Origin of the sequence: Blastococcus litoris (assembly GCF_003075095.1) — a bacterium.
Classification (GTDB): domain Bacteria; phylum Actinomycetota; class Actinomycetes; order Mycobacteriales; family Geodermatophilaceae; genus Blastococcus_B; species Blastococcus_B litoris.
The window spans coordinates 798,970-822,461 of sequence record NZ_QCZF01000001.1 but is presented as its reverse complement, the minus strand read 5'-3'; the positions used below and the strand labels follow the sequence as shown (position 1 = coordinate 822,461).

The window sequence follows — 23,492 nt, the reverse complement described above, 5'->3', positions numbered from 1 at the left end:
AGGTCAGGCCGGGGCAGCCGCCGCGGACCGCTGAGCGGTCATCCACGGCTGGACGTCGCCGGCCGGCATGGGGCGCGCGATGTGGTAGCCCTGGGCGAAGCTGCAGCCCAGCGAGATCGCCAGCTCCAGCTGCTCCGCCGTCTCCACGCCTTCGGCGAGGCTGCGGATCCCGCAGGCCTGGCCCAGGGCGACGACGGCGGCGATGGCGGCGGCCGTCTGCTCCCGCCGTCCGTCGGCGAAGGCCACCAGGCTCCGGTCGATCTTCAGGATCCCCGCCGGGATGTTCACCAGCTGGCCGATCGAGGAGTAGCCGCTGCCGAAGTCGTCGATCGAGACCTCGACCCCCCGCGCCCGCAGCTCGGCGAACTGCGCCGCCGCCCGCTCGGGGTCGTCGGCCACGGAGGTCTCGGTCAGCTCCACCACCAGCTGGGCGGGGTCGAGGCCGGCGTCCGCGAGCGCGCCCATGACGTCGTCGACCAGCGTGCCGGTCGAGAAGTGGGTGGCGTTGATGTTGACGCCGGTCACGAGCACCAGGCCGGCGTCCCGCCACGCGGCCGTCTGGCGGGCCGCCGCACCGAGGACCCAGTGGGCCAGCGGTGTCATCAGGTCGTGTTGCCGCGCCGTCGGCAGGAAGTCGCCCGGGTACAGCAGCCCGCGCTGGGGGTGCTGCCAGCGGACCAGCGCCTCGACCCCCGTGCACCGGCGCGAGGGCAGTGACATGACCGGCTGGTAGTGCAGGACGAGCTCGTCCTGCTCCAGGGCGCGGACGAACTCGGCCGCCAGCGTCGCCCGCTGCTCCGCCGCGTCGCGCAGCTCGGACGTGAACACCTCGATGCGGTTGCGGCCGGCCTCCTTGGCCGCGTACATCGCCAGGTCGGCGTCGCGGACGAGGTCGGTCGAGCGCACGTGCGGGTCGGGACCCGCGGTGGTGGCGACGCCGATGCTGGCGGTCAGCCGCGCCGTGCCGCCGGCGAGCTCGAAGGGCTTGTCGAACGTGTCGCGGAACCGCTGGGCCAGCGCCTGCGCACCCTCGGCGTCGCAGTCGCGCCCGATCACGACGAACTCGTCGCCGCCGAGCCGGCCGACCGTGTCGCCGGTACGGGTGCAGGCCGACAGCCGCGTCGCCAGCTCGCGCAGCAGGTCGTCGCCGACGTCGTGACCGAGGGAGTCGTTGACGTCCTTGAAGCCGTCGACGTCGAGGAAGAGGACCGACACCGGGGTGCCGTCGGGCCGCTGCAGCTCGGCGTCGATGAGCTCGTGCAGGTAGGCCCGGTTGGGCAGGTCGGTCAGGTGGTCGTGGCGCGCGCGCCAGGCCGAGGTCCGCTCGGCGAGCACCCGCGCCGTCACGTCCGTGTGGGTGACGACGACGTGGCCGCGGCCGCCCACCCGCGAGGCCTGGACGTGGTACCAGCGCGGCCGCGAGTCCCTGGGACTGGGCACCTGGCGGTCCACCGTCACGGAGGTGCACTCGCCGCGGGCCAGGGCGCGCAGCGAACGGACGAGGGCCCGCCCCTCGGCGTCGCCGTGCACCGCCGTCGCCGCCGCGTAGTAGTCGGCGCCCGGCGGGATGTGGTTCCCGTGCTGCTCGCCGGCGCGCGTCCACTCGTCGTTGGTCAAGACGATGACGCCGTCCGGGTCCAGCAGGACGGTCGGGGACGGCAGCGCGTCGAGCACCGCGTGCACGAGGACGGCGTCCACCTCGGCGTCGCGCCCCGCGGGCGTGTGGGCGGACGGCACGGTGCGTTCCGGTTCCGGGTGCACGTCACCCCCCCTCCGCTGCGGGACGACCCCGTCGACGTCCCTGTCCATCTACCCATCGGCAGGCGAGACCCGCACCACAGCCGGGACCCGGCTCCCCGCCCCCTTCGGGGGAGGAGGCGGTCAGACGGGCCGCGTCTGGTCGAGCACCCACTCCCGGTAGGCAGCGCTCCCCCCGACCAGCGGGAGGGCGATCACGCACGGCACGTCGTAGGGGTGCACCTCGGTCGTCCGGGCGACAACGGCGTCGACGAGCGACCGGCGCGTGTGCAGGGCGACGCGGGCCTCGGGCTCGTCGTGGACCGCGCCCTCCCAGCGGTAGACCGACCGGATCGCTCCCAGCAGGTGCCCGCAGGCGGCCAGCCGTTCCTCGACCAGCGTCCGGGTGAAGCCGGCCAGCCACTCGGGGTCGCCGGCGGTGACCACGACCTCGCAGCACTCCTCGTCCACGTCCTCATCCTGCTGGACCGGGGCGTGCAAGCGCCGCCGCGGCGGGTAGGGGCCGGGCATGAGCGACGACATGACGATCCGGATCGACAGCGAGCAGTACGTCCTCCGCCGGGACGGCGAGGGCCTGCAGGTGGGCCGGCACAACGGCGGGGACGTCGTCTGGCTCGAGACGGTGGACCTCGACCTGCTGCCCGCGCCGGCCCGCGAGGCGCTCGACCGCGGGGACACCTCCGACGAGGCCCTGCTGACCGCGCTGCGCGGGGTGACGCAGGCCGAGATCGAGCGCGGCGCCTGACCGACGGCGGTGGGTGCGCCGGTCGGCGCGCCCACCCCGTCAGGCGGCCAGTTCCACGGGCGCCCCCAGCGGCAGCCAGCGCAACCGCTCGCGGACGTCGGCCGGGGCCCGCGCGAACTCCCGCTCGATGGCGTCGCGGCCCTGGCGGAAGTGCGACCAGCCCTCGTAGTGGACCGGGATCGCGGTGCGCGGCCGCACCAGCCGGCAGACCTCGACCGCCTGGCGGGCGGTCATCGAGTAGCGCAGCGGCCCGGTGACCGGGAACCGCACGCCGCCCAGGTGCAGCAGCGCGGTGTCGACGTCCAGCCGGTCGGCCACCTCGCGGAGACCACCGAAGAGCACCGTGTCCCCGGAGATCCAGAGCACCCCGTCGTCCTGGCCTTCCCAGCGCAGCGCGAAGCCGACGACGTGCCCGGCGACCGGCCGGCTCAGCGGCGGACCGTGCCGGGCGGGTGTGGCGGTCACCTCGATGGTCGGCTTCCCGGGCGCGCTGAGCTCCGTGGTCTCCCAGGCGTGCAGCCCCCGGGCGGCGCCGCCGAGCCGCCGGGCGCCGACGGCGGTCGTGACCACCGCACCCGCCGCCGGCAGCAGCGCGCGGCCGGCGTCGTCGAGGTTGTCGGCGTGGTGGTCGTGGCTGAGCAGGACGACGTCCACCGGCAGCACGTCGTCGGCCGGGACCGCGGGCCCGGTGACCTTGCGGGACGACGTCCCCCAGCCGAAGGCGTACCTCCGGCCGGGGGCGTCGAACGTGGGGTCGACCAGGATCCGCCACTCCCCGACCTCGAGGAGCACGGTCGGGCCGCCGACGTGGGTGAGCCGGACGCCCCTCACTGCCGCCCGGCCGGCTCCCGCGGCGCGACGGCGTGCTCCACCGCCCACGCGAGGGCGGAGTCGGCGATCTCCTGCCACCCCTCCTGGGCCGGCAGGAGGTGTGCGTACCCCGGGTACTCGCGGTGCTCGACGATCCCCGACCTGTAGTGCTTGACGTTCGAACGCTGCACGCTCGGCGGCATGATGTGGTCCTCGCCGCCGGAGACGAACAGCAGCGGGGCGCGATCGGGCTTGGCGTAGTCGACGGCGGCGTCCTGCGGGCCGGGCATGAAGTTCGCCAGCACCGAGTCCCAGAGGATCCGCCCCGACGCCGGCACGTGGTACCGCTCGTAGAGCCGGCGGGACTCCTCGTCGCTGAACGTGTTCGTGAACGCGTAGTGCCACTGCTCGGCCGACAGGCCCACGGCGCGGTGGTGGTTGGCGGGGTTCTTGAACGCCACGAACGTCGACTTCAGCTGCGAGAGCGGCAGGACCCGGACCCCCTCGGTCGGGGCGGAGTTGAGCACCACGCCGACGGCGCCGAAGCCGCGGTCCAGCAGCAGCTGCACGAGCGTGCCGCCAGCGGAGTGACCGATGAGGATCGGCGGCTTCTCCAGGGCGCCCACCACGGACTCGAGGTGCTCCATGATCGTCGGGAGCGTGAGCTCCGCGATGACGGTCGGGTCGGCGTTGAGCGCTTCCACCTCGACCTCGAAGCCGGGGTACCCCGGCGTCAGGACGCGGTAGCCCTTCGCCTCGTAGTGCGCCTTCCACTCCTCCCAGCTGCGCGGCGTGACCCAGAAGCCGTGGACCAGGACGATCGTGTCGGGGCTCCCGGGAGCGGACGCGTCGGCCGGTCGCGGGGTGGGGATGTCGGTCATCTCGTTCCCTTCAGGCCCGCGCAAAGGCGAGCAGGTCGGCGTTGAACTCCTGTTCGTGCGCCCCGGTCAGGCCGTGCGGCTGACCGGGGTAGACCTTGAGGTCGGCGTTCTTCAGCAGGTCGGCGGTCTTGGGAGCCGCGTCGGCGAACGGGACGATCTGGTCGTCGTCGCCGTGCGCGACCAGGACGGGCACCTCGATCTGGTGCAGGTCCTGGGTGAAGTCGGTCTCGCTGAACTGGGCGATGCACTCGTAGGCGCCCTTGAGGCCGGCCATCATGCTCATCCGCCAGAAGTCGTCCTTCTGGCCCTGGGACACCTCGCTGCCGGGCCGGTTGGCGCCGTAGAAGGGCTCGGCCAGCTGCCGGTAGAACTCCGACGGCCCCCGGAGCAGATCGGCCCGCAGCCCGTCGAACACCTCGATGGGCAGCCCCTCGGGGTTGGCGTCGGTCTTGAGCATCAGCGGCGGGATGGCACCCAGCAGCACCGCCTTGGCGACCCGCCCGGTCCCGTGGCGGCCCATGTACCGGGTCACCTCGCCGCCGCCGGTGGAGTGCCCGACGAGGATCACGTCGTGCAGGTCGAGGTGCTCGATCACCTGCGCCAGGTCGTCGGCGTAGGTGTCCATGTCGTTGCCCTCCGAGGGCTGGCTCGACCGGCCGTGGCCTCGTCGGTCGTGCGCGATGGCGCGGAATCCGTTGCTCGCCATGAAGACCATCTGGCCGGCCCATGCGTCGCCGCTGAGCGGCCAGCCGTGGCTGAAGACGACCGGCTGACCGGCGCCCCAGTCCTTGTAGAAGATCTCGGTGCCGTCGGTGGTGGTGACCGTGGCCATGCGCTCCCCCTGGTGGATTAGTTGCCGGGCCAACCGATTCGCCGACCCTGGCACCGCGCGGTGCGCCCGCATCGGCTGTGCGCGCACACCTCCGGCCCCTCGGTGCACGACCTGGTCGCGCGGCGGGCGGTTCCCCAGCGCCAGGCCGTTCTGCGACGCTGTGCCGCGCGCCGGCCGGTAAGGCGGTCGCCTCACGTCCGCCTCCCCGCGGGAGATGCCGATGCAACTGCTCGACACCGCGAGCGTCGCGCCCGAGCACCGCGTCGACGCCTTCCGCGCCGCCTTCGACCAGGCCTCGGTCCCCTGCCGCATCGAGCACCTGGGGCCCGACGACCGGGTGCACTCGCGCATGCACCTGTGGCACTTCGGCCAGGCGAACCTCTTCACCACCGACGCCTCCGGCTTCCGCCTGGTGCGGACCCCCCGCCACCTGCGGATCGAGGCCCCCGAGGTGGTGGCGCTGGCGGTCCAGTCCAGGGGGGTGGGCCGCTTCCGCCAGTTCGACTCGGAGAGGCTGGTCCCCGCGGGGACGCTCATGGCCAACGACCTGACCGCGCCGTACGAGTTCTCCTGGGTCGACAGCGGCGGCTCCCGCGCCTTCCAGATCCCGTACGGGCGGCTGGCGCTCCCCCGGGACGTCGTCCGGAGAGCCGCCCCGCGGCTGCGCACCAGCCCGCTGCACGACCTGGTCCGCGACCACCTGGTGCGGCTGGCCGGGGACGCCGACCGCCTGGCGGCCGACCCCGGCGCGACCGCGCTGGGTGGGGCGACGATCGAGCTCGTCCGCGCCCTGTTCGTCTCGGCCGCCGACGACGCACGGCTGACCGCCGAGGTGCGCGCGGAGACGCTCCTGACCCGCGCGCTCGCCTGGGCTCGCGAGCACCTCGCCGAGACCGACCTGGGACCCGAGCGCATCGCCGCGGTGCACGCCGTGTCGGTCCGGCAGCTGTACAAGGCCTGCGCCGAGGCCGGCATCAGCCTCGAGCAGTGGCTGATCTCGGAGCGCCTGGAGCTGGCCCGCGCGGAGCTGGCCTCGGCCGCCGGGCGGCGCCGGCCGATCGCGACCACCGCGCACGCGTGCGGGTTCGCCGACCCGAGCCACTTCGCACGGCGGTTCCGGGCCGCCTACGGCATCTCGCCGCGGGAGTGGCAGCAGCTGGCGCGCTGACGCGCCTAGCGGTGACCGCGCCCGCCGTTGCCGTTCCCGTTGCCGTTCCCGTTGCCGTTCCCCTGCCCGTTGCCGTTCCCGTGCCCGTTGGCGCCGTTCCCGTGCCCGTTCCCGCGGTCGTCGTCCCGCGGCGGTGTCGGCTTGGCCGGGGTGGGCTTGGCCGGGGTCGGCGTGGGCTTGGCCGGGGTCGGCGTGGGCTTGGCCGGGGTCGGCGTCGGCTTCGCCGGGGTCGGCGTCGGCTTCGCCGGGGTCGGCGTCGGCTTCGCCGGGGTCGGCGTCGGCTTCGCCGGCGTCGGCTTCGCCGGGGTCGGCGTCGGCTTCGCCGGGGTCGGCGTCGGCTTCGCGGGGGTCGGCGTCGGCTTCGCCGGGGTCGGCGTCGGCTTCCCCGTGGCCGGCTGGGCGGGGGTGTTCGGGGGCCTGGCCGTCGAGCCCGGCGCGGCAGGCACCGAGGGGGCGGCCGCGGTGCCGGCCGGGTGCGCCGGGGCCGCCGACGACGAGGCACCCGCCGTACCCGCCGCTGCGCGCGTGGACGCGGAGCCCGCCCCCGTCGAGGACGCGGCCGCCGTCCGTGGGTCGGATCCGGGGACCGGCGGCAGCTCGGCGACCGCGGTCTGCGTCAGGCGCAGCTCCCGGCCTTCCAGGAGCTGGGCGTCGGCGGACGAGACGGCGTACCAGTCCACCCAGCGGTCGGCGTCGTCGAGGAGGGGACGGACGTCGCGCGCGGTGCTCCGCGGCAGGTGCCGCGAGACGGCGCGGCCGATGGTCGTCGAGACGAGGACGTCGCACGCCGCGACCCGCAGGAAGTTCCGCCCCCGGACGCACTCGGCCCGGTCGCCGACGCCCCGGGCGATCGTGCCGATCACCTCGGCGAACGACGCGTAGGACCGGGCGGCGCCCTCGTCGCCCGGCTCGGGGAGGAACCGACGGAGCGAGCTGGTGATGGCCGGCTCCGCGCCGCCGGGCAGCACGTCAACGACCAGCTGCGCGGTCCCCGGACCGAGCGGCCAGCGGTACACGTCCCCCGGCATGAGCAGCATGCCGGTGCCGGCCGTCAGCCGGAGGACGGCGGCGATCGACGACCCGTCGGCCCGCACCGTGCCCGGCGCCCCGAGGTCGCCGGTGGCCGTCACGACGACCGGGAAGTCCAGCCCGTTGCGCAGGGTCACTCCGGTCTCGTCGGTGCAGGCGTCGAGCACGAAACCGGTCGGCACCCCACCGCGGGTGGCGTCGTAGGCGCACAGCTCCGCTGCAGGTCCGGCGGTGGCCGGTGCGGCCGACTGGACGGTCCCGAGCGCGAGCAGCGCGCAGAGGAGCAGGGCCGGCCGCCTCACGTCGGGAACCTGCAGACCGGCTGGACGAGCCGTCCGACGTCGTCGAGGGCGGCGGCGACGTCGTCGCGCACGGCGGTCGTGACGCCGTCGTCGCGGGCCGCGGCCAGGGCGTCCACCAGGTCGCCGATCGCCGCCTCCAGACGCGCCGACCCGCCCTCGTCCTCGACCTGCTCGAGGACGTCGCGGAGCTCGTCGATCGCCGTCGCCAGTTCCAGCTCGGCCTCCACGTTGCCCCGCTCGGCGGCCAGGACGCCCATCGCCGGCGCGACCGCGGTGAGGTGCCTGCTCCCGGCCAGGGAGTCGCAGAAGCCGGGAGCGCCGTCCGCCTGCTCGTACGAGGGCACCGCGACGTCGGCGGGCTGCGCCTCCGACCCGGCCTCGGCGAAGCCGGTGCAACCCGCGAGGGCGCCCGTCATGACCACCAGCAGGCCCACGACGCGGAGCCGGCCAGGGAGCATGAGCGGACGGTAAGGGGCTGTGAGGTGGGCCCCAACGCCGGTCACCCGACCGGGCGAACGAGAGCTCGTGACCATGACTGCCCGTTACTGACCCGTGCGTTCCTGGTTCGGGTGGTTCCCGCGGTCGGCCACCACCGCCAGGGCGGTCGCCACCGTCACCATCGGGGTCCGGGCACTGCGCACGCGGCACTCCTCGCGACCGGGCACGTCTCCTCGCGCGCCGTTGCACCCTCAACGAGTGCCGCGGCCGATGGTTGTGCCCGTCCCGGTCACCCGGGCACGGGGGTCAGGCCACCGCGGATGCGAAGACGACCACGTTGTCCACGTAGCTGCGGACGGAGCTGTCGAACGGCCCGCCGCACGTGATCAGCCGGAGCTCCGCGCCCTCGGTGTTGCCGTAGACGTCCAGGGTGGGGAAGTCGTCCTTGGGCACGACGCGGACCTCGTCGACGACGAAGGCCACCACGGTGCCGTCGGCGCGGGCGACCTCCACGCGGTCGCCGGCGACCAGCTCACCGAGCGAGTAGAAGACCGACGGCCCGTTCGCCGCGCTGTCCACGTGCCCCTCGATGACGGCGGGGCCGACGGCCCCGGGTCGCGGCGAGCCGTCGAACCACGCCGCCTTGTCGTAGTCGGGGCCCGGCTGCGGCACCGCGAGGGTCCCGTCCGGGTTCAGACCGAGGGTGATCAGCTCGGACGCCACACCGATGGCCGGGATGCTGATCGACACCGGCGGCGCGACGGGCGTCGGGGAGGGCGAGCCGGACGGCGTCGCCGCGGGCGGGGCGGCCTCCGGGCGGACACCGCCGGTGGCCTCCGCTTCCGGGCCCGGTGTCGTCGCCGCGCCGGGCTCGCTCGTCGCCGCGACGGCGGGGGTGGGCGGGTCGGCGTCCTGGTCGGCGATCCCCACCGCCACCGCCGTCCCGCCGCCGAGGAGCAGCAGGACCGCGACGGCGATGAGGACCGCGCGCCCAGGACGCCGGGTCCGGGGAGCGATCTCCCCGGACCCGGCGTCGCCGGTCATCAGCTGTCGGTCGAGGAGCGACGGCGCGCGTACAGCGCGACGCCACCCGCGGCGGCGACGGCGCCGACACCCGCACCGATCAGGCCGAGGTTCTCGGTTCCCGTGGTGGAGCCGGCGCCGGTCTCGACGCCGCCCGCCGGGACGCCGCCCATCTGCGAGGCGTTCAGGACGCCGCAGATGGCCGGGTCGGTGGCCTCGCCCGGCAGGGCCGGGTCGAGGTCGGAGACGCCGCGGTCGCCGGGGCCGTAGGTGCCGTCCCCGTCGTAGTCGACGCCGTGGACGACGACGACGCCCTCGCCGGCGAGGACGGCGCGGGCGACCTCCTCGCTGACCTGCACGTCACCGCGGGAGTACTCGATGTCCTCGCCGGTGGCGAAGCGGTCCACGGCCAGCCCGGAGCTGGGCGTGGCGTCGCCGCTGGTCGTCAGCGACACGACGATCTCCCCGTAGGCCGGGGCGCCCTCGGTGGTGGTGAGGTGCTCCTCGGGGTGCATCTCACCGGACAGCGGTGCGGCGTTGTTGTCCGAGGCCGCCGGGCACATCTGCCGGGCCTCTGCCCCGAAGTGGATGTGCGCCGCGTGGGGTGCGCCGGCGAGCAGCCCCTGTGCCGCCAGCTCGAAGGACATCGTGGTGCCGTTGATCGTGGCCATGGCCTGCCCGGTGGCGTCCACCGGGTTGACGGGGACCGGCGAGAGCTCAGCCATCACGGTCCCCTCTGCCGCCGAGGCGGGGCCGGCGAAGGCCATCAGGGCGGCGAATCCGAGGACCGGCGCAGCGACGACGGTGCGCGTGATGCTTCTCAAGGTGTCTCCCGTGGGATGTCCCCGCGGCGTCACCAGGTGTGAGCGCCGTCGGAGTCCTGCACGTCGGGTGTTCGTCCGCCGTCCCCCTGACGGTTCGCCCAACCACGTGGAGCGTTACCTGGTTGTGCACAATCCGCTTGTTCAACCACGTTCGGGTGAACCCGGACCTCGCAGCGGATCAGCTGTCGTGCGGGACGTGCGCCGGTCGGACGGGCGCCCCCAGGGCGTGCACCCGCCAGCCGCCGAGCCGCGGACGGCGAACCAGCGTCGCGACGACGTCGTCCGACTCGGAGCGGAAGCCGAGGTAGGCGACCTCGGGATCGTCGAGCGCCGGAAGCGCCTCGCCGGCCATGCCGCAGGCGGGCAGGAGCGCGGCTGCGCGGTCGAAGCCGCCCCACCAGCGCCAGCTCTCCGGCGTGACGACGAGGCCGAGGATGTCGAGGTCCGGTCCGCCCGGCTCGGTCACCGCCGTCCAGAAGACCGCCGCGACGGTAACCGGGTTCTCCGGCCCCGGCTCGCCGGCGGCGACCAGCGCGGCGACGTCCGGGTTCATCAGCGGGTGCTGATGTCGACCATCCACTGGACGCCGAACCGGTCGACGAGCATGCCGAACTCGTCACCCCACGGCTGCCTGTCCAGCGGCATGGTGACCTCGCCGCCCGACGCGAGCTTCTCGAAGTGGCCGCGCAGGTCGGCGTCGTCGCCGCTGAGGCTGATGGAGATGTCGCTGCCGCCACGCGCCTCCATCCCGGCCGGGGCGTCCGATGCCATCAGCGTGTAGCCGGCGGGGGTCTCGAGCTGGGCGTGCATGACCTTGTCCTCGTCGCCGGGCGCGGCCATACCGCTCGCCCCGTAGGTGTCGACGGCCAGCTCGCCGCCGAACACCTCGCGGTAGAACTCCATGGCCTGCCGGGCGTTGCCGGAGAAGGCGAGGTAGGGGTTGAGACGAGAGGACACGGGGCCTCCTTCGTGCCGGTGGTGAGGAGGCGAAGGTAGCGGGGACGGTGCCGGTTCAGCAGCCCTCGACGTCGTACCCCTGCATCGCCGGCCAGACCTCCCGCGGGGTGGTCGGCCAGTCCCAGACGGAGACGCCGATCGCGCGCTGCTCGGTCGCCGCGCGCACCATCGCCGCGTAGTCCTCGGCCGTCTCCTGCGCGTCGTAGCCACCCGCGACCGAGACGACGGCGCACGGGTCGCCGAGGTGGTCGCGCACCCGCTCGATGTTCTGGCCGACGTACTGGTACGGGTCGGTGAACCCCTCCTCCGAGCGGTTCGACCAGTAGGCCATCGGCAGCCACACGTCGTAGAGGCCGGCCAGCTCCGCCCACGGGAAGTCGGGCCAGTAGGCCTTGTTCAGCACGTCGGTGACGACGGGTGGCAGGACGACCGCCCCGAGCTCGACGTCGGGCAGCGCAGATCGCAGCCGCTGCGAGAGCTCGACCAACGCAGCGTTCCGGGGAGCCAGCTCGACCGCATCGGTGAACTCGATGTCGATCGCGACGGCGTCGAAGCCCCGGTCGCCGGCCCGGAAGTCGGAGATCTGCTGGAGCCGGCGCAGGTCGCCCTCGATGTCGCCGAAACGCGGCAGGTACCAGGCGACCACCTGCATGTCCCGCGCGTGCGCCCGCGCGAGCCACTCGGCCAGCAGGTCCTCGCTGAGCAGGCCCGGGTGGCGGGGGTCGTCGGCGGCCGGCTGGAGGTAGATCGTCTCGACCCCGGCGTCGGCCATCGCGTCGACGTCCGCGGGCGTCACGGGTGGGGCGCCCCCGGCGAACTCACGGGTGATCCGGTAGCGGGAGAGCCAGGTACCGACGCCCGCGTACGGCGATGCGGCAGCTACCTCGGGCGGGGGCTCGGTGGCCGAGGGGGATCCGATCTGCGGGAGGCCGGGCAGGGCACCGCTGTCGTCCCGGGTGGCGACGTCGGCCGCCTCGGACCGCCGGTCCGACGCCCCGCCGGACGGCTGCGCCACGACGAGCGCGACGGCGAGGACGGCGACCACGAGCAGGCCGAGCAGCACCCCGCCGGTGCGGCGGCTCGAGCTCCACCTGCCCATCGCCGCATTCTCGCAGCCGGACGTCGGCTCAGCCGTCGACGTAGCGGTCGCGCTCGACGACGAACTGGCCGGTGGCCGTGTTGGCGTCGACGAACTCCGGCAGCAACGGGATCCGCACGGTCACGGTGACGCAGACGGAGAACTCCTCCCCCGGCGCGAGCGTCGGCGCGTAGCTCCCCGCCGCCGCGCAATCCGCGCCGGCCGGCGCGAAAGCCAGGCGCACGTCGGTCGCGTCCACCGACTGGTCCTCCACGGCGAGCTGGGCCGCCCGCAGCGCCCGCTCCTGCCCGCTGACCGGGTCCGGGGACGTGGCGATCGCCCGCCCGGCTTCGCGCGCCGCCGCCGTGGAGGCGAAGACACCGCGCTGCACCGCGGAGAACCCGGCGACGACGTAGATGAGCGGCACGAAGACCACGAGCGCGATGAAGACGAACTCGACCAGCGCCGAGCCCTCCTCGCCGGCCACCCGACTGCGCAGCCACGTCACGCGGCCTCCTTGACCGCGCGCCCGGTGACCTCCAGGGGAAGCAGGTTCCCCAGGGTCGAGAGCAGCGAGGGCACCGCGCCGGTGCAGCGGACGACCACCAGCGTCAGGCCGGTGGGGTCGGTCTCCTCATTCGAGGTGCAGTCCAGCCCTTGCGCGGTCTGCTCGGAGGTCGCCCGGGCGACCACCTCGACGGTGCGCGGAGCGCCCGCGGCGGAGTCCACGTCGGCGTTCGCGGCGTAGCGGGCGCCGGCCTGCGCGCTGGCGGTCACGACGTTGCGCACGTGCACGTAGACGGCGACCTGCAGCACCGCCAGCAGCAGGGCGACGATCAGCATCGAGACCATCACGAAGTCGACGACGGCGCTCCCGCGTTCCCTGGGTGACGTGCTGGAACGGCCGCCCTCCGGGGTCCCGCGCCGAGCCTGCGAGGCGTGGGGGGAAGGGCGGTCCTTCATCCGCTCGTGACGGAGGTGAGGGCGTTGGTGACCGCGTCCACGATCGCCTCGCGGAACGGGATGAGGATGGCCAGCACGAGGGCCGCCGTCATCACGGTGATCATCACCCAGCCCGGGACGTCGCCCCGCTCGGGATCGTCGCCGCGCACGCGCGCGGCGAAGGCCGCCGTCGCGGCGGTCAGGTACGCGAGAACGCGCATGGTCGTCCTTTCCTCGTGTCCCACGGGCTCACCGCGCCAGCGAGACGATGCTGATCAGCCCCGGGAACAGGGCGAAGAGAACGGTGACCGGCAGCACCAGGAAGACGACCGGCACCATCATGGCGATCTCCTTCCGGCCGCCGGCCTCGAGCAGGCGGCGCTTGCCGGCCTCGCGGACGTCCGCCGCCTGGGCGCGCAGCACCTCGGCCAGCGGGGTGCCGCGCTCGATCGCGACGAGCAGCCCGTCGATGAAACGGGCGAGCGGGTCGAGCGAGGTGCGGTCGGCGACCTCCTGCAGCGCGTCGACCAGCGGCACGCCGGAGCGGGCCCGCCCCAGCGCCGCGCCGAGCTCCCGTGCCAGCTCCCCACCCGAGAGGCGGGTGACGCGGGCGATGGCTGCGGTGGGGCTCTCCCCCGCCGTCACCGCCAGCGCCAGCAGCTCCGCGACCACCGGGAACTCGGCCAGCAGCAGCTCCTCGCGCCGCTGCACCTGCTGGGTCAGCCACCAGTCCCGGCCGAGCACCCCGCACAGCAGGCCGGCCACGCAGAGCAGGCCGGCGGACAGCACGTTGAGCCCACCGGCGGCGACCGAACCGACCGCGGCGGCGACCGCCGCGCCCAGCAGACCCAGCCCACCCCAGACGACCTGCTCGACGCGGAAGTCCTCGACCGTCGTCTCGCCGGCCAGCGCGTCCAGCCGACGGCGGACCGCCGCACGACCGCCGAGCAGCCGGTCCACCAGGCGCGCGCCGTCGCCCACGACCGGGCCGAACACCCGCCGGACGGCGGTGAGCAGCCCGGGCTCGGTCGCGGTGCCCAGCAGCCGCGACGGCGGCGGGGTGTCGTGCACGTAGGGAGCCAGCCGGTCCACCAGCCGGACGGAGCGGAACGGCGGCGCGAAGCTCACCACGAGCACCAGCCCGACCGCCGCCGACAGCCCGAGCAGCAAGCCCGTCAGCCCGGCGTTCACTGGAGCACCCGCACGTCCTCGGGCAGTCGCCCGATCCGCAGCATCAACCGGTAGGCGACGACGCAGACGCTCCCGCCGATCAGCAGGATCGCCGTCCCGAGCGTCGAGTCGTAGGCGGCCAGCGTCGTCGACTGCGTGGCCAGCAGGAGGAGGACCACCCACGGGGCGGCCACCGCGAGCCGGGCCGCGGAGACCACCCACCCCTGCCGCGTCTCCAGTTCCGCGCGGGCCCGGGCGTCCTCGCGCAGGAACGTGGCCAGGGTGCGCAGGACCCGGCCGAGGTCGGTGCCACCGACCTCGCGCGCCACCCGGAGCGTCTCGACGATCCGGTCGCCGACCGGGTCGGCGAGGTCGTCCTTGAGCCGGTCGAGGCAGGCGCTGAACCGGCCGGTGGACCGGTACTCGGCGGCGAACCGGGCGAAGGGCGGTCGCAGCACCTCCGGCCCGCGGCTGGAGAGCGCCGCCAGCGCCTCGGGCAGCGACATCCCCGCACGCACCGCGGAGGCCAGGTTGTCGACGACCTCGGGCCACACCTCGCGCAGATCGGACTTGCGGCGGGCAGCCAGCCGGCGCACCTGGGCGTAGGGCAGGGCGAAGCCGAACAGCCCGAACACCAGGCTGACCGTGACGGTGCTCGTGGTCAGCAGGACGACGACGAGGACGAGCAGGCCCAGCCCCACCTGCAGGGCCAGCAGCTGCGCGGCGTTGATGCCGGTCAGGCCGGCCTCGGCCAGGAGGAGCTGCCGCCGGCCGGGACGCCGGGGCCCGGTCCTCGGCTGGGGCGCACGCGGTCCGCTGCGCCAGATCAGCAGCAGCCCGACGCCGAGCAGGAGCCCCAGCAGCGCGCCGGACTCCGTCATGCCCGGTCCCCGAGCAGCGCGGGGAGGTCGAAGCCGGCGGCGGCGAACCGGTCGGCGTGCGGCGGGTAGCCGTCGGCCCGCACCAGCCGACCGTCGCGGGTGGTGAAGACGTCGGCGGTCTCGATGACGCCGTTCTCCGCCCGTCCGGGCAGCGCCACGATCTCCCGCACCCGGCGGTGACCGGAGGCGTCCGTGCCGACGTGCACGACGAGGTCGACGCTGGCCGCCACGGTCGGGACGACGAACGCCGTGCCGATGTTCTCGCCGGCCAGCAGCGGCAGGGTGCACATCTTCACCACGGCCTCGCGGGCGCTGTTCGCGTGCAGCGTGCACATGCCCGGCAGGCCGGAGTTCAGCGCGATGAGGAGATCGAGGCACTCCTCCTGCCGCACCTCGCCGACCACGATCCGCGAGGGCCGCATGCGCAGCGCCTCCTTGACCAGCCGGCGCAGCGGGATCTCCCCGGCGCCCTCGAGGTTCGCCTGCCGCGTCTGCATGGACACCACGTCGGGCAGCGGCACGCGCAGCTCGAAGACCTCCTCGCAGGTGATGACCCGCTCGCGCGCCGGGATGGCCGCGCAGAGGCAGTTGAGCAGCGTCGTCTTGCCCGCCTGGGTGCCGCCGGAGACGAGGACGTTGAGCCCGGAGGCGACCGCGGCCTCGAGGAACCGGGCGGCCTGCGGCGTGATCGTCCCGAGCGCGATCAGCTCGTCGAGGCTGTGCGCCTGCAGGACGAACTTCCGGATGTTGACCGCCATGTGGCGGCGGGTGATGTCGGGGATGACGACGTGCAGCCGCGAGCCGTCGGGCATCGTGGCGTCGACGAACGGGGTCGACATGTCGATGCGCCGGCCGGAGGTGCGCAGCATCCGCTCGACGAGGTCGGCCAGCTCGCCGGGCGCCAGGATCGTCGTCGTCAGCTCGCTGCGCCCGTGGCGGGCCACGAACACCCGGCCCGGCTCGTTGACCCAGATCTCCTCGACCTCCGGGTCGTCGAGGTAGCGCTGCAGCGGGCCGAACCCGGCCACCCGGTCGAGGACGTCGCGCACCACCGACTCGGCGTCGACGATCGGCGGCAGCGCCGAGGTGAGCGAGCGCTCGGAGTAGTCGGCGACGACGTCGCGCACCAGCACCCGCACGGGACCGGGGTCGGTGAACGGGTCGAGGCCGCGACGCCGGATCAGCTCCCGGACCTCGCCGTCCACGACATCCAGAGCGGTCGGCACGGCACCCCCGTCGAGCCTTGTCGATCATGACGAAACAGCCGGACTGTAAGGAAACGGACCAGTCCGCGGGGCTCCGATCAGCCGTTCTGTGGACAAAGCGACGCCGCGGGCACGCAGGTCCACCCGGTCAGGTGAACGTGCTCGGGCCCCGTCCTCGCTCCTCGAGACGGTGCACGGCCTGGCCCGCTCGTACGGGCTGGTACTGGAGGACCCACAGGCCTACGCGGCGGCGTTCCCCACCAACCCGGTGCCGGGCACGCCGTGGGCGGTGCTGCGCGGAGGGCTGCCGGGGCTGCCGGGGACCGCCCGGCTCGCGCTGCACAGCGAGGCCCCGCTGGCGCGCAGCATCACCGGCCGGACGGCGCTGCTGCTGCCCGCCGGGGACGCTGCGCCGACGCCGCCCGGAGGGATCCCGATCACCTCGCCGAGCGATCCCATGCGCTACGCGGTGCGCGACGGCGTCTTCGCGGTGTGGGTGCTGCGCCGCCAGGCCCTGCACCTGGGCGACGTCGACGGGCTGCTCGCGCGCGGGACCGCGCTGGCCCGGGCGACCGGAGCGCTCCCGGGCTCGTAGGCGGGACGGATCATCGCGGGATCGGCGCATCGCCGTAGTCGGATCGTCATACGGCTCCGCCACGCTCTGCCCATGACCGCCACCCTGCACGCGACGAGCACCTACGCCGCCTCGGCGGCCCACCTCCCGGGTGCCGGGAACCTCACCCATGCCGTCGCACGACCGGTCGTCGACGGCCTCGACCAGTCGGTCTGCGGGCTGCTGGTCAGCGTCCGGGCGGAGCAGGACTGGACCGCCGGGGCCGGCGCCGGCCGCTGCGGGGAGTGCGCCCGCATCGCGGGGTGACCCTGACCCGTCACCGCACCCCCGTCACCGGACCGCGGCCGGCACCGGCGCCGGCTCCCGGGGCACCGTCACCGCGCCCTCGACCGTCAGGTGCGGCAGTCGCCGGTCCAGCCACCGCGGCAGCCACCAGTTCGCCGTGCCGAGCAGCTCCATCGTGGCCGGCACCAGCACCAGCCGGACCAGCGTCGCGTCGATGAGCACGGCCACGGCCAGCCCGAAGCCGAACAGCTGCAGCTCGCGCGCCGAGCCCAGGACGAAGCTGCCGAAGACGCACACCATGATCGCCGCGGCGGCCGTGATCACCCACGCGGTGCGGGCGAGGCCGGTCGCCACCGCGGAGGCGTTGTCGCCGGTCCGGTCGTACTCCTCGCGGATGCGGGAGAGCAGGAAGACCTCGTAGTCCATCGACAGCCCGAACACGATGGCGATGAGCATCATCGGCACCCACGCCTCGATCGGTCCCACGCCCTCGATGCCCAGGGGGCCGGTCAGCCAGCCCCACTGGAAGACGGCGACCAGCGCGCCGAACGCCGCCCCGATGGACAGCAGGTTGACCACGACGGCCTTGAGCGCCACCAGCAGACCGCGGAACACGACGGTCAGCAGCAGGAACGACAGGCCCAGGACGACGGCCAGGAACAGCGGCAGCCGCTGCGCGGTGTAGTCGGCGAAGTCGACGGCGGCCGGCTGCGCTCCCCCGATCGCCACCTCGACGCCCGTGCCGTCGACGACCGCGGGGGCGACGTCGTCGCGCAGCCGGTGCACGAGGTCGTCGGTCGCCTCGTCGCGCGGCGCCGACGCCGGGGTCACCTGCAGCAGGGCCGTCCCGCCGTCCTCGGCGAGCACCGGCGGGCTGACGGCGGCGACTCCGGAGTCGTCGGCGAACGCGCCGGCGAGCTCCTCGGCCACCGGCTGCAGGTCGCCCGCGGGCCCGTCGACGGCGACGACGAACGGCCCGTTGACGCCCGGACCGAACCCCTCGGCGACCAGGTCGTAGGCCGTGCGGGCACTGCTGTCCTCCGACAGCGTGCCGGCGTCGCTGAAGCCCAGCCGCAGGTCAAGCACCGGGACGGCCAACACGAGGAGCGCGCCGAGCGCGGCGGTCAGCCAGACGACGGGTCGGCGCTGCACCGAGCGCGACCACCGCTCAGCGGCCACCCCGGTCCGGTCCCCCCGACGGCGACGGCGGGGCCGCTCCTGGGCGCGCTGCAGGCGCGGGCCGACGATGCCGAGGAGCGCCGGCAGGAGCGTGACCGCGGCGAGCATCGTCACCAGCACCGACGCGGCGATCCCGATCGCGACACCGGTGATCAGCTCCATGCCCATGAAGACCAGGCCCAGCGAGGCGATGACCACGGTGGTGCCCGCGAACAGCACCGACCGGCCCGCGGTGTGCTGCGCCAGCGCGACCGCCTCCGGCACCGGGAGGCCGCTGCGCAGCGCCTCGCGGAACCGGGTCACGACCAGCAGCGCGTAGTCGATGCCGACGCCGATGGCGATCATCCCCGCGGCCGCGCCCGCGAAGCTCGGGACGTCGATGACGTGGGCGGCCAGCCCGATCGCCGCGACGCCGCAGAGGGCGCCCAGCACCCCGATCACCAGGGGCAGCAGCATCGCGACGACCGAGCCGAACGCGATCAGCAGGATCACCGCGGCGGCGGCGATGCCGATCACCTCCGCCGGCACCCCGCCCTCGGCCTCCTCGTCCATCGGCAGGCCCACCTCGACCTGCAGGCCGGGCACGTCAACCTCACCCCGGAGGGCATCGAGCCGGTCGGCGGCCTCGGCGAGCTCGGTCGGGTCCCGCTGGGGTAGGTCGACCTGGAGGTAGGCGATCTCCCCGCCGGGCGCGATCCGCCGCTCGCCGCCGGGGGCGAAGGGGCTGGTGACCTCGGCGCCGGGCAGCTCGTCCTGGATGCGGGCCGAGAGGTCCTCGACCGCGGCGCGCACCGCTGCGGTGTCCACGCCGTCGACGGAGTGCAGCACCACCTGCGCCTGCGTCCCGGCGCTCGCGGTGAAGCCGGCGTCGGCGAGCAGGTCGGAGGCGCGCTGGCTCTCCGACCCGGGCAGCGCGAAGTCGTCGCTGGTCGGGCCGGCGAAGGCACCGGAGAGCACCGAGAGGACGACGACGGCGGCGACCCAGGCACCGGTGACGAGCCACCGGGCCCGGACGGCGGAGCGGGCGAGCGAGGCGAGCACGGCTTCCTCCCAGGAAGGGGGATGGGACGGACGCCGCACAGCCTGGGACGCCGCGGCCCCGGGGCGCGTCCGCTGCGCGGACCGAACCCGGTACTCACCTCGACGTACGTCCGCACGGAGGACTACGTCGGGAAGGGGACGACGGGCACGCGTCCCAGGTCCTAGCCTCCCGGCATGACCTGGCGTCCCGGACGCGTCGACCTCGTCCTGTTCCTCGTCGCGGTGGCCGCGGCGTGGGGAGCGCTGGTCGCGCACCTCGAGCCGGACCAGCAGGCCGCGACCGCCCTGTCCCTCGTCGGCGCGGCCGCCGTCGCCGTGCCGGTCCTGGTCGCGCAGCGGCACCCGGTCGGGGCGCTGCTGGCCAACTGCGTCCTCGTCTACGCCTACTACGCGTTGGGGCTCCCCGCGATCGGCCTCATCCTGCCGCTGGCGCCGGCGCTCTTCGTGGCCGCGCGGGCCGGCCACCTGCGCTTCGCCGGCGTGCTAGGAGGCGGCTTCCTGGCGCTGTCGATCGTGTTCCGGGTGGTCAGCGCGACCGAGGCCGAGCCCATCGGCACGGTCATCGGCTACGACGGCGCCACCCAGTTCGCGCTGCTCTGCGCGGTGCTCGCGCTCGGTGACGCGGTGCACGCCCGGCGCGGCTGGTCGGCCGAGCTCGCGCACCGCCTCCGCCTGGCCGACGAGGAGCGGGAGGCCGACGCCCACCGCCGCGTCGAGGAGGAGCGGCTGCGCATCGCCCGCGACGTCCACGACTCCCTCGGTCACGCCGTCGCCGTCGTCACCCTGCACGCCGCCGTCGGCGCCGAGGCGCTCGACGACGACGACCCGGCGGCCGCCCGCCGGGCGCTCGAGACGATCCGCTCGGTCAGCCGCGACGTGCTCGGCGACCTGCGCGACACCGTCGGCCTGCTCCGCGAACCGGCGGGCGACCTCCCGCGACGCCGGCACGGGCTGGCCGAGCTGCCCGACCTGGTCGAGGCCACCACGACCGCCGGACTGGACGCCCGGCTGGTCGTCGAGGGCATACCGCGACCGTGGCCGGCCGCGGTGGAGGCCACCGCGCACCGGGTCGTGCAGGAGGCGCTGACCAACGTGCTCCGGCACGCGACGGCGACGCAGGTGACCGTCACCGTCGACCACGGCACCGACCACCTGACGATCAGCGTCGTGGACGACGGCCGCGGCAGCACGGCTCCCGACGGGACCGGGCACGGCCTGTCCGGCATGCGGGAACGGGTCGGGCTGCTCGGTGGCCGGCTGCTCGCCGGCAACCGTCCCGGCGGCGGGTTCGGCGTGTGCGCTGTCCTGCCCGTGGCCGCCGACCGCGTGCGGGTGCCGGCGTGATCCGTGTCCTCGTCGTCGACGACCAGCCGCTGGTCCGGGCCGGGATCCGCGCCCTGCTGGAGCGCGAGGAGGGGCTGGACGTCACCGGGGAGGTCGGCGACGGGCGGGCCGCGGTGGAGCGGTTGCGGTCGGTACCGGCCGACGTCGTCCTCATGGACCTGCGGATGCCCGTGCTCGACGGCATCGAGGCCACCCGCCGCATCGTGGCCGACCCGGCCCTGGAGGCCGTCGCGGTGCTCGCGCTGACCACCTTTGACGACGACGAGCTGGTGTTCGCCGCCCTGCGCGCGGGGGCCAGCGGCTTCCTGCTCAAGGACGCCGAACCGGATGCGCTGCGCCGCGCGGTGCGGGCCGCGGCCGCCGGGGAGGCGGTGCTCGACCCGGCCGTCACCCGCAGCGTGCTGGCCGCCGCCCTCGAGGCGCCGCAGCCGACCGACCCGGAACTCCTGCGGCTGCTCACCGACCGGGAGCGGGAGGTGCTCACCGCCGTCGGCGACGGCCTGTCCAACGACGAGGTCGCGGTGGACCTGCACATGAGCCCCGCGACCGCGCGCACCCACGTCGGCCGCATCCTGGTCAAGCTGGGTGCCCGCGACCGCGCCCAGCTGGTGGCGATGGCCTGGCGGGCCGGGCTGATGTCACCCCGCGCCTCCGGGCATTCGTAACCGGACGGAGACCCGTCCGGCATCGACGCCGCGCCACGATGTCTGCCAGGGTCTGCGCACCGGCCGGTGCGAGCTCCCACGGGAGGTATGGCGGATGACGGTGCCACTGGACGAGGCGACGGCGAGGTCGTGGCTGGCGGTCGCGATCGAGGAGGCCCGCGCCGGGCTCGCGGAGGGCGGCATCCCCATCGGCGGCGCGCTCATCGGGCCCGACGGCCGTGTGCTGGGCCGCGGGCACAACCGCCGCGTCCAGGACGACGACCCCTCCGTGCACGGCGAGACCGACGCCTTCCGCAACGCCGGCCGGCAGCGCACGTACCGCGGGACGACGATGGTGACCACCCTCTCCCCCTGCTGGTACTGCAGCGGGCTGGTGCGCCAGTTCGGCATCTCGCGGCTGGTCGTCGGCGAGGCGCAGACGTTCTCCGGCGGTCACCACTGGCTGGCCGAGAACGGCGTCGAGGTGCTCGTGCTCGACGACCCCGGGTGCGTCGCGATGATGGAGCAGTTCATCCGCGAGCACCCGCAGCTGTGGAACGAGGACATCGGCGAGGACGACGCCGACCCGGCGCACGCGGAGGTCACCCGATGAGCAGCAGCCTGAGCAGCAGGGGCGACGCGACGGTCGCACCGGCCGAGGTCGACCCCGACTACCCCATCGACCCGGTCCCCCAGCACGCCAGCAAGTCGCTGTTCTCGGTGGCGATCGTGCTGCTCGGGTTCACCTTCTTCACGCCGACGATGCTCGCCGGTGCCCAGATCGGCGCCGCCTTCGACGTCACCTCGCTGATCTGGGTGCTGCTCCTCGGCAGCGCCGTCCTCGGCGTCTACGTGGGCGTCATCGGGGGCATCGGCGCCCGCACGCGCCTCACCACGGTCATGATGTGCCGCTACACCTTGGGCCGCGTCGGCGCGAAGTTCGCCTCGCTGCTGCTCGGGGGCACGCAGGTCGGCTGGTACGGCGTCACCGTGGCCACCCTCGCCGGGCTGACCGCCAGCGCCCTGGACTGGACCGGCCGCGGCACCGAGATCGCCCTGATGATCGCCGGCGGCGCGGTCATGGGCGTCACCGCCTACTACGGCTACAAGGGCATGTACGCCCTGTCGGTGGTCTCCGTCCCCCTGCTGCTCGTGCTGGCGGGCTGGGTCACCTGGCGCTCGCTCGACGAGGTCGGCGGCTGGAGCGGGCTCACCGCCATCGAGCCGAGCGAGACCCTGCCCCTCGCCGCGGCCGTGACGATCATCGTCGGCACGTTCGCGTCAGGCGGGACGCAGGCCCCCAACTGGACCCGCTTCGCCCGCACCCCCTCGACCGGCTTCTGGGCCTGCATCGTGGCGTTCATGGTCGGCGAGCTGCTGATGCTCGGCTTCGGCGCCATCGGTGCCCTGGCATTCGGCGAGGGCGACTTCGTGCTCGTGCTCTACCAGCTCGGGCTGGTCGGCTGGGGCCTGGTCTTCCTGGTCGCCAACCTGTGGACGACCAACGACAACACCGCCTACAACTTCGGCGTCGCCGGAGCCGAGATCGCCGATTCGCGGTCGAAGAAGCCCTTCGTCATCGGCGGGGTCGTCATCGGCACCCTGCTGGCGATCACCGGGATCTACGACAACCTCATCGAGTACCTGGTCTGGCTCGGCATCCTCATCCCGCCGCTGGGCGGCGTCGTCATCGGCGACTTCCTGGCCCGCTGGCGCTGGGGCATGCCCGACACCTCCGCCCTGCCCGCCGTCGAGTGGCGCAACCTGGCCGCCTACGCGGTGGCGGCCGTCGCCGCGTGGTGGAGCAACGAGGCCGAGTGGTTCATCCCGCCGGTCGTGGGCGCCGTCGTCGCGGTCGTCGGGGTCGTGGGGCTGCAGTGGAACCGCCGCCCCGTGCCGGGGACGGTCGCCCGCTGAGCCGCCCCGGACGGCGTGTCCGGGGGGCGACCAGCGACGACCTCGCCCTCGTCCACGACGCCGAGCTCGACTACATCCGGGAGCGCGAACCGGAGCAGGAGGCGGCCTGGCTGCGGGCCGTCGACCGCAACCGGGCGCTGTGGTCGGACAACCTCGCGCGGACCACCGTCGTCGAGCTGGACGGGGCTGCGGCCGGTTACGCCATGTGGGCGGTGGTCGACGGCACCGCCACGGTGGTCACGCTCCACGTGCGACCCACGCACCGGCGGCACGGGCTGGGCCGCGCGCTGCTCGATCTGCTGACCGACGACGTCCGCCGAGCGGGTCATCGCGAGCTGGCCCTGGGTGTGCACCGGGAGAACCCCGCACGTCACCTCTACGAGTCGGCCGGCTTCACCCCCGACGGCGAGGACGGCGACCACCTCCTCTACCGCCGGCAGCTCGCCGAGCCGTGAGCGCCGGGCG

General features: G+C 74.5%; 28 protein-coding genes. 9 read left to right on the top strand and 19 right to left on the bottom strand.

From position 1 onward, the window contains the following. Positions 1-3: 3 nt before the first annotated feature. Complete coding sequence (locus tag DCS98_RS04125; RefSeq protein WP_241037134.1) at positions 4-1,737, bottom strand: putative bifunctional diguanylate cyclase/phosphodiesterase; 1,734 nt, start codon at positions 1,735-1,737, stop codon at positions 4-6. A gap of 144 nt (positions 1,738-1,881) precedes the next feature. After that, positions 1,882-2,208 (bottom strand): divalent-cation tolerance protein CutA, encoded by a 327-nt coding sequence (cutA, locus tag DCS98_RS04120; RefSeq protein ID WP_116450179.1) that lies wholly within the window; start codon positions 2,206-2,208, stop codon positions 1,882-1,884. A 58-nt stretch (positions 2,209-2,266) separates the two neighbouring features. On the opposite strand from cutA, the gene DCS98_RS04115 reads away from it, so the two are divergent. Continuing rightward, on the top strand, positions 2,267-2,503 hold the full coding sequence (locus DCS98_RS04115) for a hypothetical protein (protein ID WP_164704357.1): 237 nt from the start codon (positions 2,267-2,269) through the stop codon (positions 2,501-2,503). 39 nt (positions 2,504-2,542) lie between these two features. Here the strand turns inward: DCS98_RS04115 and DCS98_RS04110 are convergent, their stop codons facing one another. From DCS98_RS04110 to DCS98_RS04100, 3 genes are read right to left on the bottom strand one after another with little or no spacing between them, the layout of a single operon-like run. Beyond that, positions 2,543-3,334, bottom strand: a complete 792-nt coding sequence (locus DCS98_RS04110) for an MBL fold metallo-hydrolase (RefSeq protein WP_116450178.1) — start codon at positions 3,332-3,334, stop codon at positions 2,543-2,545. Then, positions 3,331-4,194 (bottom strand): alpha/beta hydrolase, encoded by an 864-nt coding sequence (locus DCS98_RS04105; RefSeq protein WP_116449999.1) that lies wholly within the window; start codon positions 4,192-4,194, stop codon positions 3,331-3,333. Before DCS98_RS04105 ends, DCS98_RS04110 begins: the two co-directional genes overlap by 4 nt. Before the next feature lie 10 nt (positions 4,195-4,204). Continuing rightward, on the bottom strand, positions 4,205-5,026 hold the full coding sequence (locus tag DCS98_RS04100; protein WP_116449998.1) for an alpha/beta fold hydrolase: 822 nt from the start codon (positions 5,024-5,026) through the stop codon (positions 4,205-4,207). Between the two features lie 220 nt (positions 5,027-5,246). Between DCS98_RS04100 and DCS98_RS04095 the strand changes: the two genes are divergently transcribed. Then, positions 5,247-6,194: a helix-turn-helix domain-containing protein gene (locus tag DCS98_RS04095; RefSeq protein ID WP_116450177.1), complete on the top strand. Its 948-nt coding sequence runs from the start codon at positions 5,247-5,249 to the stop codon at positions 6,192-6,194. A 5-nt stretch (positions 6,195-6,199) separates the two neighbouring features. On the opposite strand, the gene DCS98_RS23270 is transcribed toward DCS98_RS04095, so the two are convergent. From DCS98_RS23270 to DCS98_RS04030, 13 genes are all read right to left on the bottom strand, one after another. Next, a complete protein-coding gene (locus tag DCS98_RS23270) occupies positions 6,200-7,525 on the bottom strand; it encodes a hypothetical protein (protein ID WP_206340077.1) in 1,326 nt (441 codons plus the stop codon). Further along, a complete protein-coding gene (locus DCS98_RS04085) occupies positions 7,522-7,983 on the bottom strand; it encodes a hypothetical protein (RefSeq protein ID WP_116449997.1) in 462 nt (153 codons plus the stop codon). The genes DCS98_RS23270 and DCS98_RS04085 overlap by 4 nt, the downstream gene beginning before the upstream one ends. A 286-nt stretch (positions 7,984-8,269) precedes the next feature. After that, positions 8,270-9,007 carry a class F sortase gene (locus DCS98_RS04080; RefSeq protein ID WP_116449996.1) on the bottom strand — a complete coding sequence of 246 codons (738 nt, stop codon included), beginning with the start codon at positions 9,005-9,007 and terminating at the stop codon, positions 8,270-8,272. Further along, positions 9,007-9,810 (bottom strand): CHRD domain-containing protein, encoded by an 804-nt coding sequence (locus tag DCS98_RS04075; protein WP_206340076.1) that lies wholly within the window; start codon positions 9,808-9,810, stop codon positions 9,007-9,009. The genes DCS98_RS04080 and DCS98_RS04075 overlap by 1 nt, the downstream gene beginning before the upstream one ends. 178 nt (positions 9,811-9,988) lie before the next feature. Further along, positions 9,989-10,363, bottom strand: a complete 375-nt coding sequence (locus tag DCS98_RS04070) for a hypothetical protein (protein WP_116449995.1) — start codon at positions 10,361-10,363, stop codon at positions 9,989-9,991. Beyond that, complete coding sequence (locus DCS98_RS04065) at positions 10,363-10,767, bottom strand: VOC family protein (RefSeq protein ID WP_116449994.1); 405 nt, start codon at positions 10,765-10,767, stop codon at positions 10,363-10,365. The genes DCS98_RS04070 and DCS98_RS04065 overlap by 1 nt, the downstream gene beginning before the upstream one ends. Positions 10,768-10,822: 55 nt before the next feature. After that, positions 10,823-11,866, bottom strand: coding sequence for a hypothetical protein (locus DCS98_RS04060; RefSeq protein WP_116449993.1), 1,044 nt, complete (start codon positions 11,864-11,866; stop codon positions 10,823-10,825). A gap of 28 nt (positions 11,867-11,894) precedes the next feature. After that, positions 11,895-12,353, bottom strand: a complete 459-nt coding sequence (locus DCS98_RS04055) for a hypothetical protein (RefSeq protein ID WP_116449992.1) — start codon at positions 12,351-12,353, stop codon at positions 11,895-11,897. Beyond that, entirely contained in the window at positions 12,350-12,697 is a 348-nt protein-coding gene (locus DCS98_RS04050; protein WP_241037133.1) for a TadE/TadG family type IV pilus assembly protein, read from the bottom strand. The genes DCS98_RS04055 and DCS98_RS04050 overlap by 4 nt, the downstream gene beginning before the upstream one ends. Positions 12,698-12,804: 107 nt before the next feature. Next, positions 12,805-13,008 carry a hypothetical protein gene (locus tag DCS98_RS04045; RefSeq protein WP_116449990.1) on the bottom strand — a complete coding sequence of 68 codons (204 nt, stop codon included), beginning with the start codon at positions 13,006-13,008 and terminating at the stop codon, positions 12,805-12,807. Positions 13,009-13,036: 28 nt separating this feature from the next. Then, positions 13,037-13,978 carry a type II secretion system F family protein gene (locus DCS98_RS04040; protein ID WP_116449989.1) on the bottom strand — a complete coding sequence of 314 codons (942 nt, stop codon included), beginning with the start codon at positions 13,976-13,978 and terminating at the stop codon, positions 13,037-13,039. Then, on the bottom strand, positions 13,975-14,838 hold the full coding sequence (locus DCS98_RS04035; protein WP_116449988.1) for a type II secretion system F family protein: 864 nt from the start codon (positions 14,836-14,838) through the stop codon (positions 13,975-13,977). The genes DCS98_RS04040 and DCS98_RS04035 overlap by 4 nt, the downstream gene beginning before the upstream one ends. Further along, positions 14,835-16,064, bottom strand: a complete 1,230-nt coding sequence (locus DCS98_RS04030) for a TadA family conjugal transfer-associated ATPase (RefSeq protein WP_241037132.1) — start codon at positions 16,062-16,064, stop codon at positions 14,835-14,837. Before DCS98_RS04030 ends, DCS98_RS04035 begins: the two co-directional genes overlap by 4 nt. A gap of 169 nt (positions 16,065-16,233) precedes the next feature. Here DCS98_RS04030 and DCS98_RS04025 point away from each other — a divergent pair, with 169 nt between their 5' ends. After that, positions 16,234-16,638: a hypothetical protein gene (locus tag DCS98_RS04025; protein ID WP_116449986.1), complete on the top strand. Its 405-nt coding sequence runs from the start codon at positions 16,234-16,236 to the stop codon at positions 16,636-16,638. A gap of 72 nt (positions 16,639-16,710) precedes the next feature. Next, entirely contained in the window at positions 16,711-16,923 is a 213-nt protein-coding gene (locus DCS98_RS04020) for a hypothetical protein (RefSeq protein ID WP_116449985.1), read from the top strand. A 24-nt stretch (positions 16,924-16,947) separates the two neighbouring features. Here the strand turns inward: DCS98_RS04020 and DCS98_RS04015 are convergent, their stop codons facing one another. After that, positions 16,948-19,122, bottom strand: coding sequence for an MMPL family transporter (locus DCS98_RS04015; RefSeq protein ID WP_164704356.1), 2,175 nt, complete (start codon positions 19,120-19,122; stop codon positions 16,948-16,950). 174 nt (positions 19,123-19,296) lie between these two features. Here DCS98_RS04015 and DCS98_RS04010 point away from each other — a divergent pair, with 174 nt between their 5' ends. The 5 genes from DCS98_RS04010 to DCS98_RS03990 all read left to right on the top strand — a co-directional run bounded on the left by DCS98_RS04010 (position 19,297) and on the right by DCS98_RS03990 (position 23,482). Next, a complete protein-coding gene (locus tag DCS98_RS04010) occupies positions 19,297-20,466 on the top strand; it encodes a sensor histidine kinase (protein WP_164704355.1) in 1,170 nt (389 codons plus the stop codon). Beyond that, positions 20,463-21,131 carry a response regulator transcription factor gene (locus tag DCS98_RS04005; protein WP_116449982.1) on the top strand — a complete coding sequence of 223 codons (669 nt, stop codon included), beginning with the start codon at positions 20,463-20,465 and terminating at the stop codon, positions 21,129-21,131. Before DCS98_RS04010 ends, DCS98_RS04005 begins: the two co-directional genes overlap by 4 nt. A gap of 94 nt (positions 21,132-21,225) precedes the next feature. Next, on the top strand, positions 21,226-21,723 hold the full coding sequence (locus DCS98_RS04000) for a nucleoside deaminase (RefSeq protein WP_116449981.1): 498 nt from the start codon (positions 21,226-21,228) through the stop codon (positions 21,721-21,723). Continuing rightward, positions 21,720-23,027 carry a cytosine permease gene (gene codB, locus DCS98_RS03995; protein WP_116449980.1) on the top strand — a complete coding sequence of 436 codons (1,308 nt, stop codon included), beginning with the start codon at positions 21,720-21,722 and terminating at the stop codon, positions 23,025-23,027. Before DCS98_RS04000 ends, codB begins: the two co-directional genes overlap by 4 nt. Then, the gene (locus DCS98_RS03990; protein ID WP_164704354.1) at positions 22,988-23,482 is read left to right on the top strand and encodes a GNAT family N-acetyltransferase; all 495 of its coding nucleotides are present in this window, start codon (positions 22,988-22,990) and stop codon (positions 23,480-23,482) included. The genes codB and DCS98_RS03990 overlap by 40 nt, the downstream gene beginning before the upstream one ends. The last annotated feature ends 10 nt before the right edge of the window (positions 23,483-23,492 follow it).

Bases quoted from the DNA above. Each gene is read 5' to 3' on its own strand.
- codB (WP_116449980.1), top strand. From the start codon at position 21,720: ATGAGCAGCAGCCTGAGCAGCAGGGGCGACGCGACGGTCGCACCGGCC.
- DCS98_RS04045 (WP_116449990.1), bottom strand. From the start codon at position 13,008: ATGCGCGTTCTCGCGTACCTGACCGCCGCGACGGCGGCCTTCGCCGCG.
- DCS98_RS04115 (WP_164704357.1), top strand. From the start codon at position 2,267: ATGAGCGACGACATGACGATCCGGATCGACAGCGAGCAGTACGTCCTC.
- DCS98_RS04000 (WP_116449981.1), top strand. From the start codon at position 21,226: ATGACGGTGCCACTGGACGAGGCGACGGCGAGGTCGTGGCTGGCGGTC.
- DCS98_RS04010 (WP_164704355.1), top strand. From the start codon at position 19,297: ATGACCTGGCGTCCCGGACGCGTCGACCTCGTCCTGTTCCTCGTCGCG.
- DCS98_RS04035 (WP_116449988.1), bottom strand. From the start codon at position 14,838: ATGACGGAGTCCGGCGCGCTGCTGGGGCTCCTGCTCGGCGTCGGGCTG.
- DCS98_RS04050 (WP_241037133.1), bottom strand. From the start codon at position 12,697: ATGGTCTCGATGCTGATCGTCGCCCTGCTGCTGGCGGTGCTGCAGGTC.
- DCS98_RS04100 (WP_116449998.1), bottom strand. From the start codon at position 5,026: ATGGCCACGGTCACCACCACCGACGGCACCGAGATCTTCTACAAGGAC.
- DCS98_RS04080 (WP_116449996.1), bottom strand. From the start codon at position 9,007: ATGACCGGCGACGCCGGGTCCGGGGAGATCGCTCCCCGGACCCGGCGT.
- DCS98_RS04070 (WP_116449995.1), bottom strand. From the start codon at position 10,363: ATGAACCCGGACGTCGCCGCGCTGGTCGCCGCCGGCGAGCCGGGGCCG.
- DCS98_RS04095 (WP_116450177.1), top strand. From the start codon at position 5,247: ATGCAACTGCTCGACACCGCGAGCGTCGCGCCCGAGCACCGCGTCGAC.
- DCS98_RS04105 (WP_116449999.1), bottom strand. From the start codon at position 4,194: ATGACCGACATCCCCACCCCGCGACCGGCCGACGCGTCCGCTCCCGGG.
- DCS98_RS04020 (WP_116449985.1), top strand. From the start codon at position 16,711: ATGACCGCCACCCTGCACGCGACGAGCACCTACGCCGCCTCGGCGGCC.
- DCS98_RS04060 (WP_116449993.1), bottom strand. From the start codon at position 11,866: ATGGGCAGGTGGAGCTCGAGCCGCCGCACCGGCGGGGTGCTGCTCGGC.
- DCS98_RS04085 (WP_116449997.1), bottom strand. From the start codon at position 7,983: ATGCTCCCTGGCCGGCTCCGCGTCGTGGGCCTGCTGGTGGTCATGACG.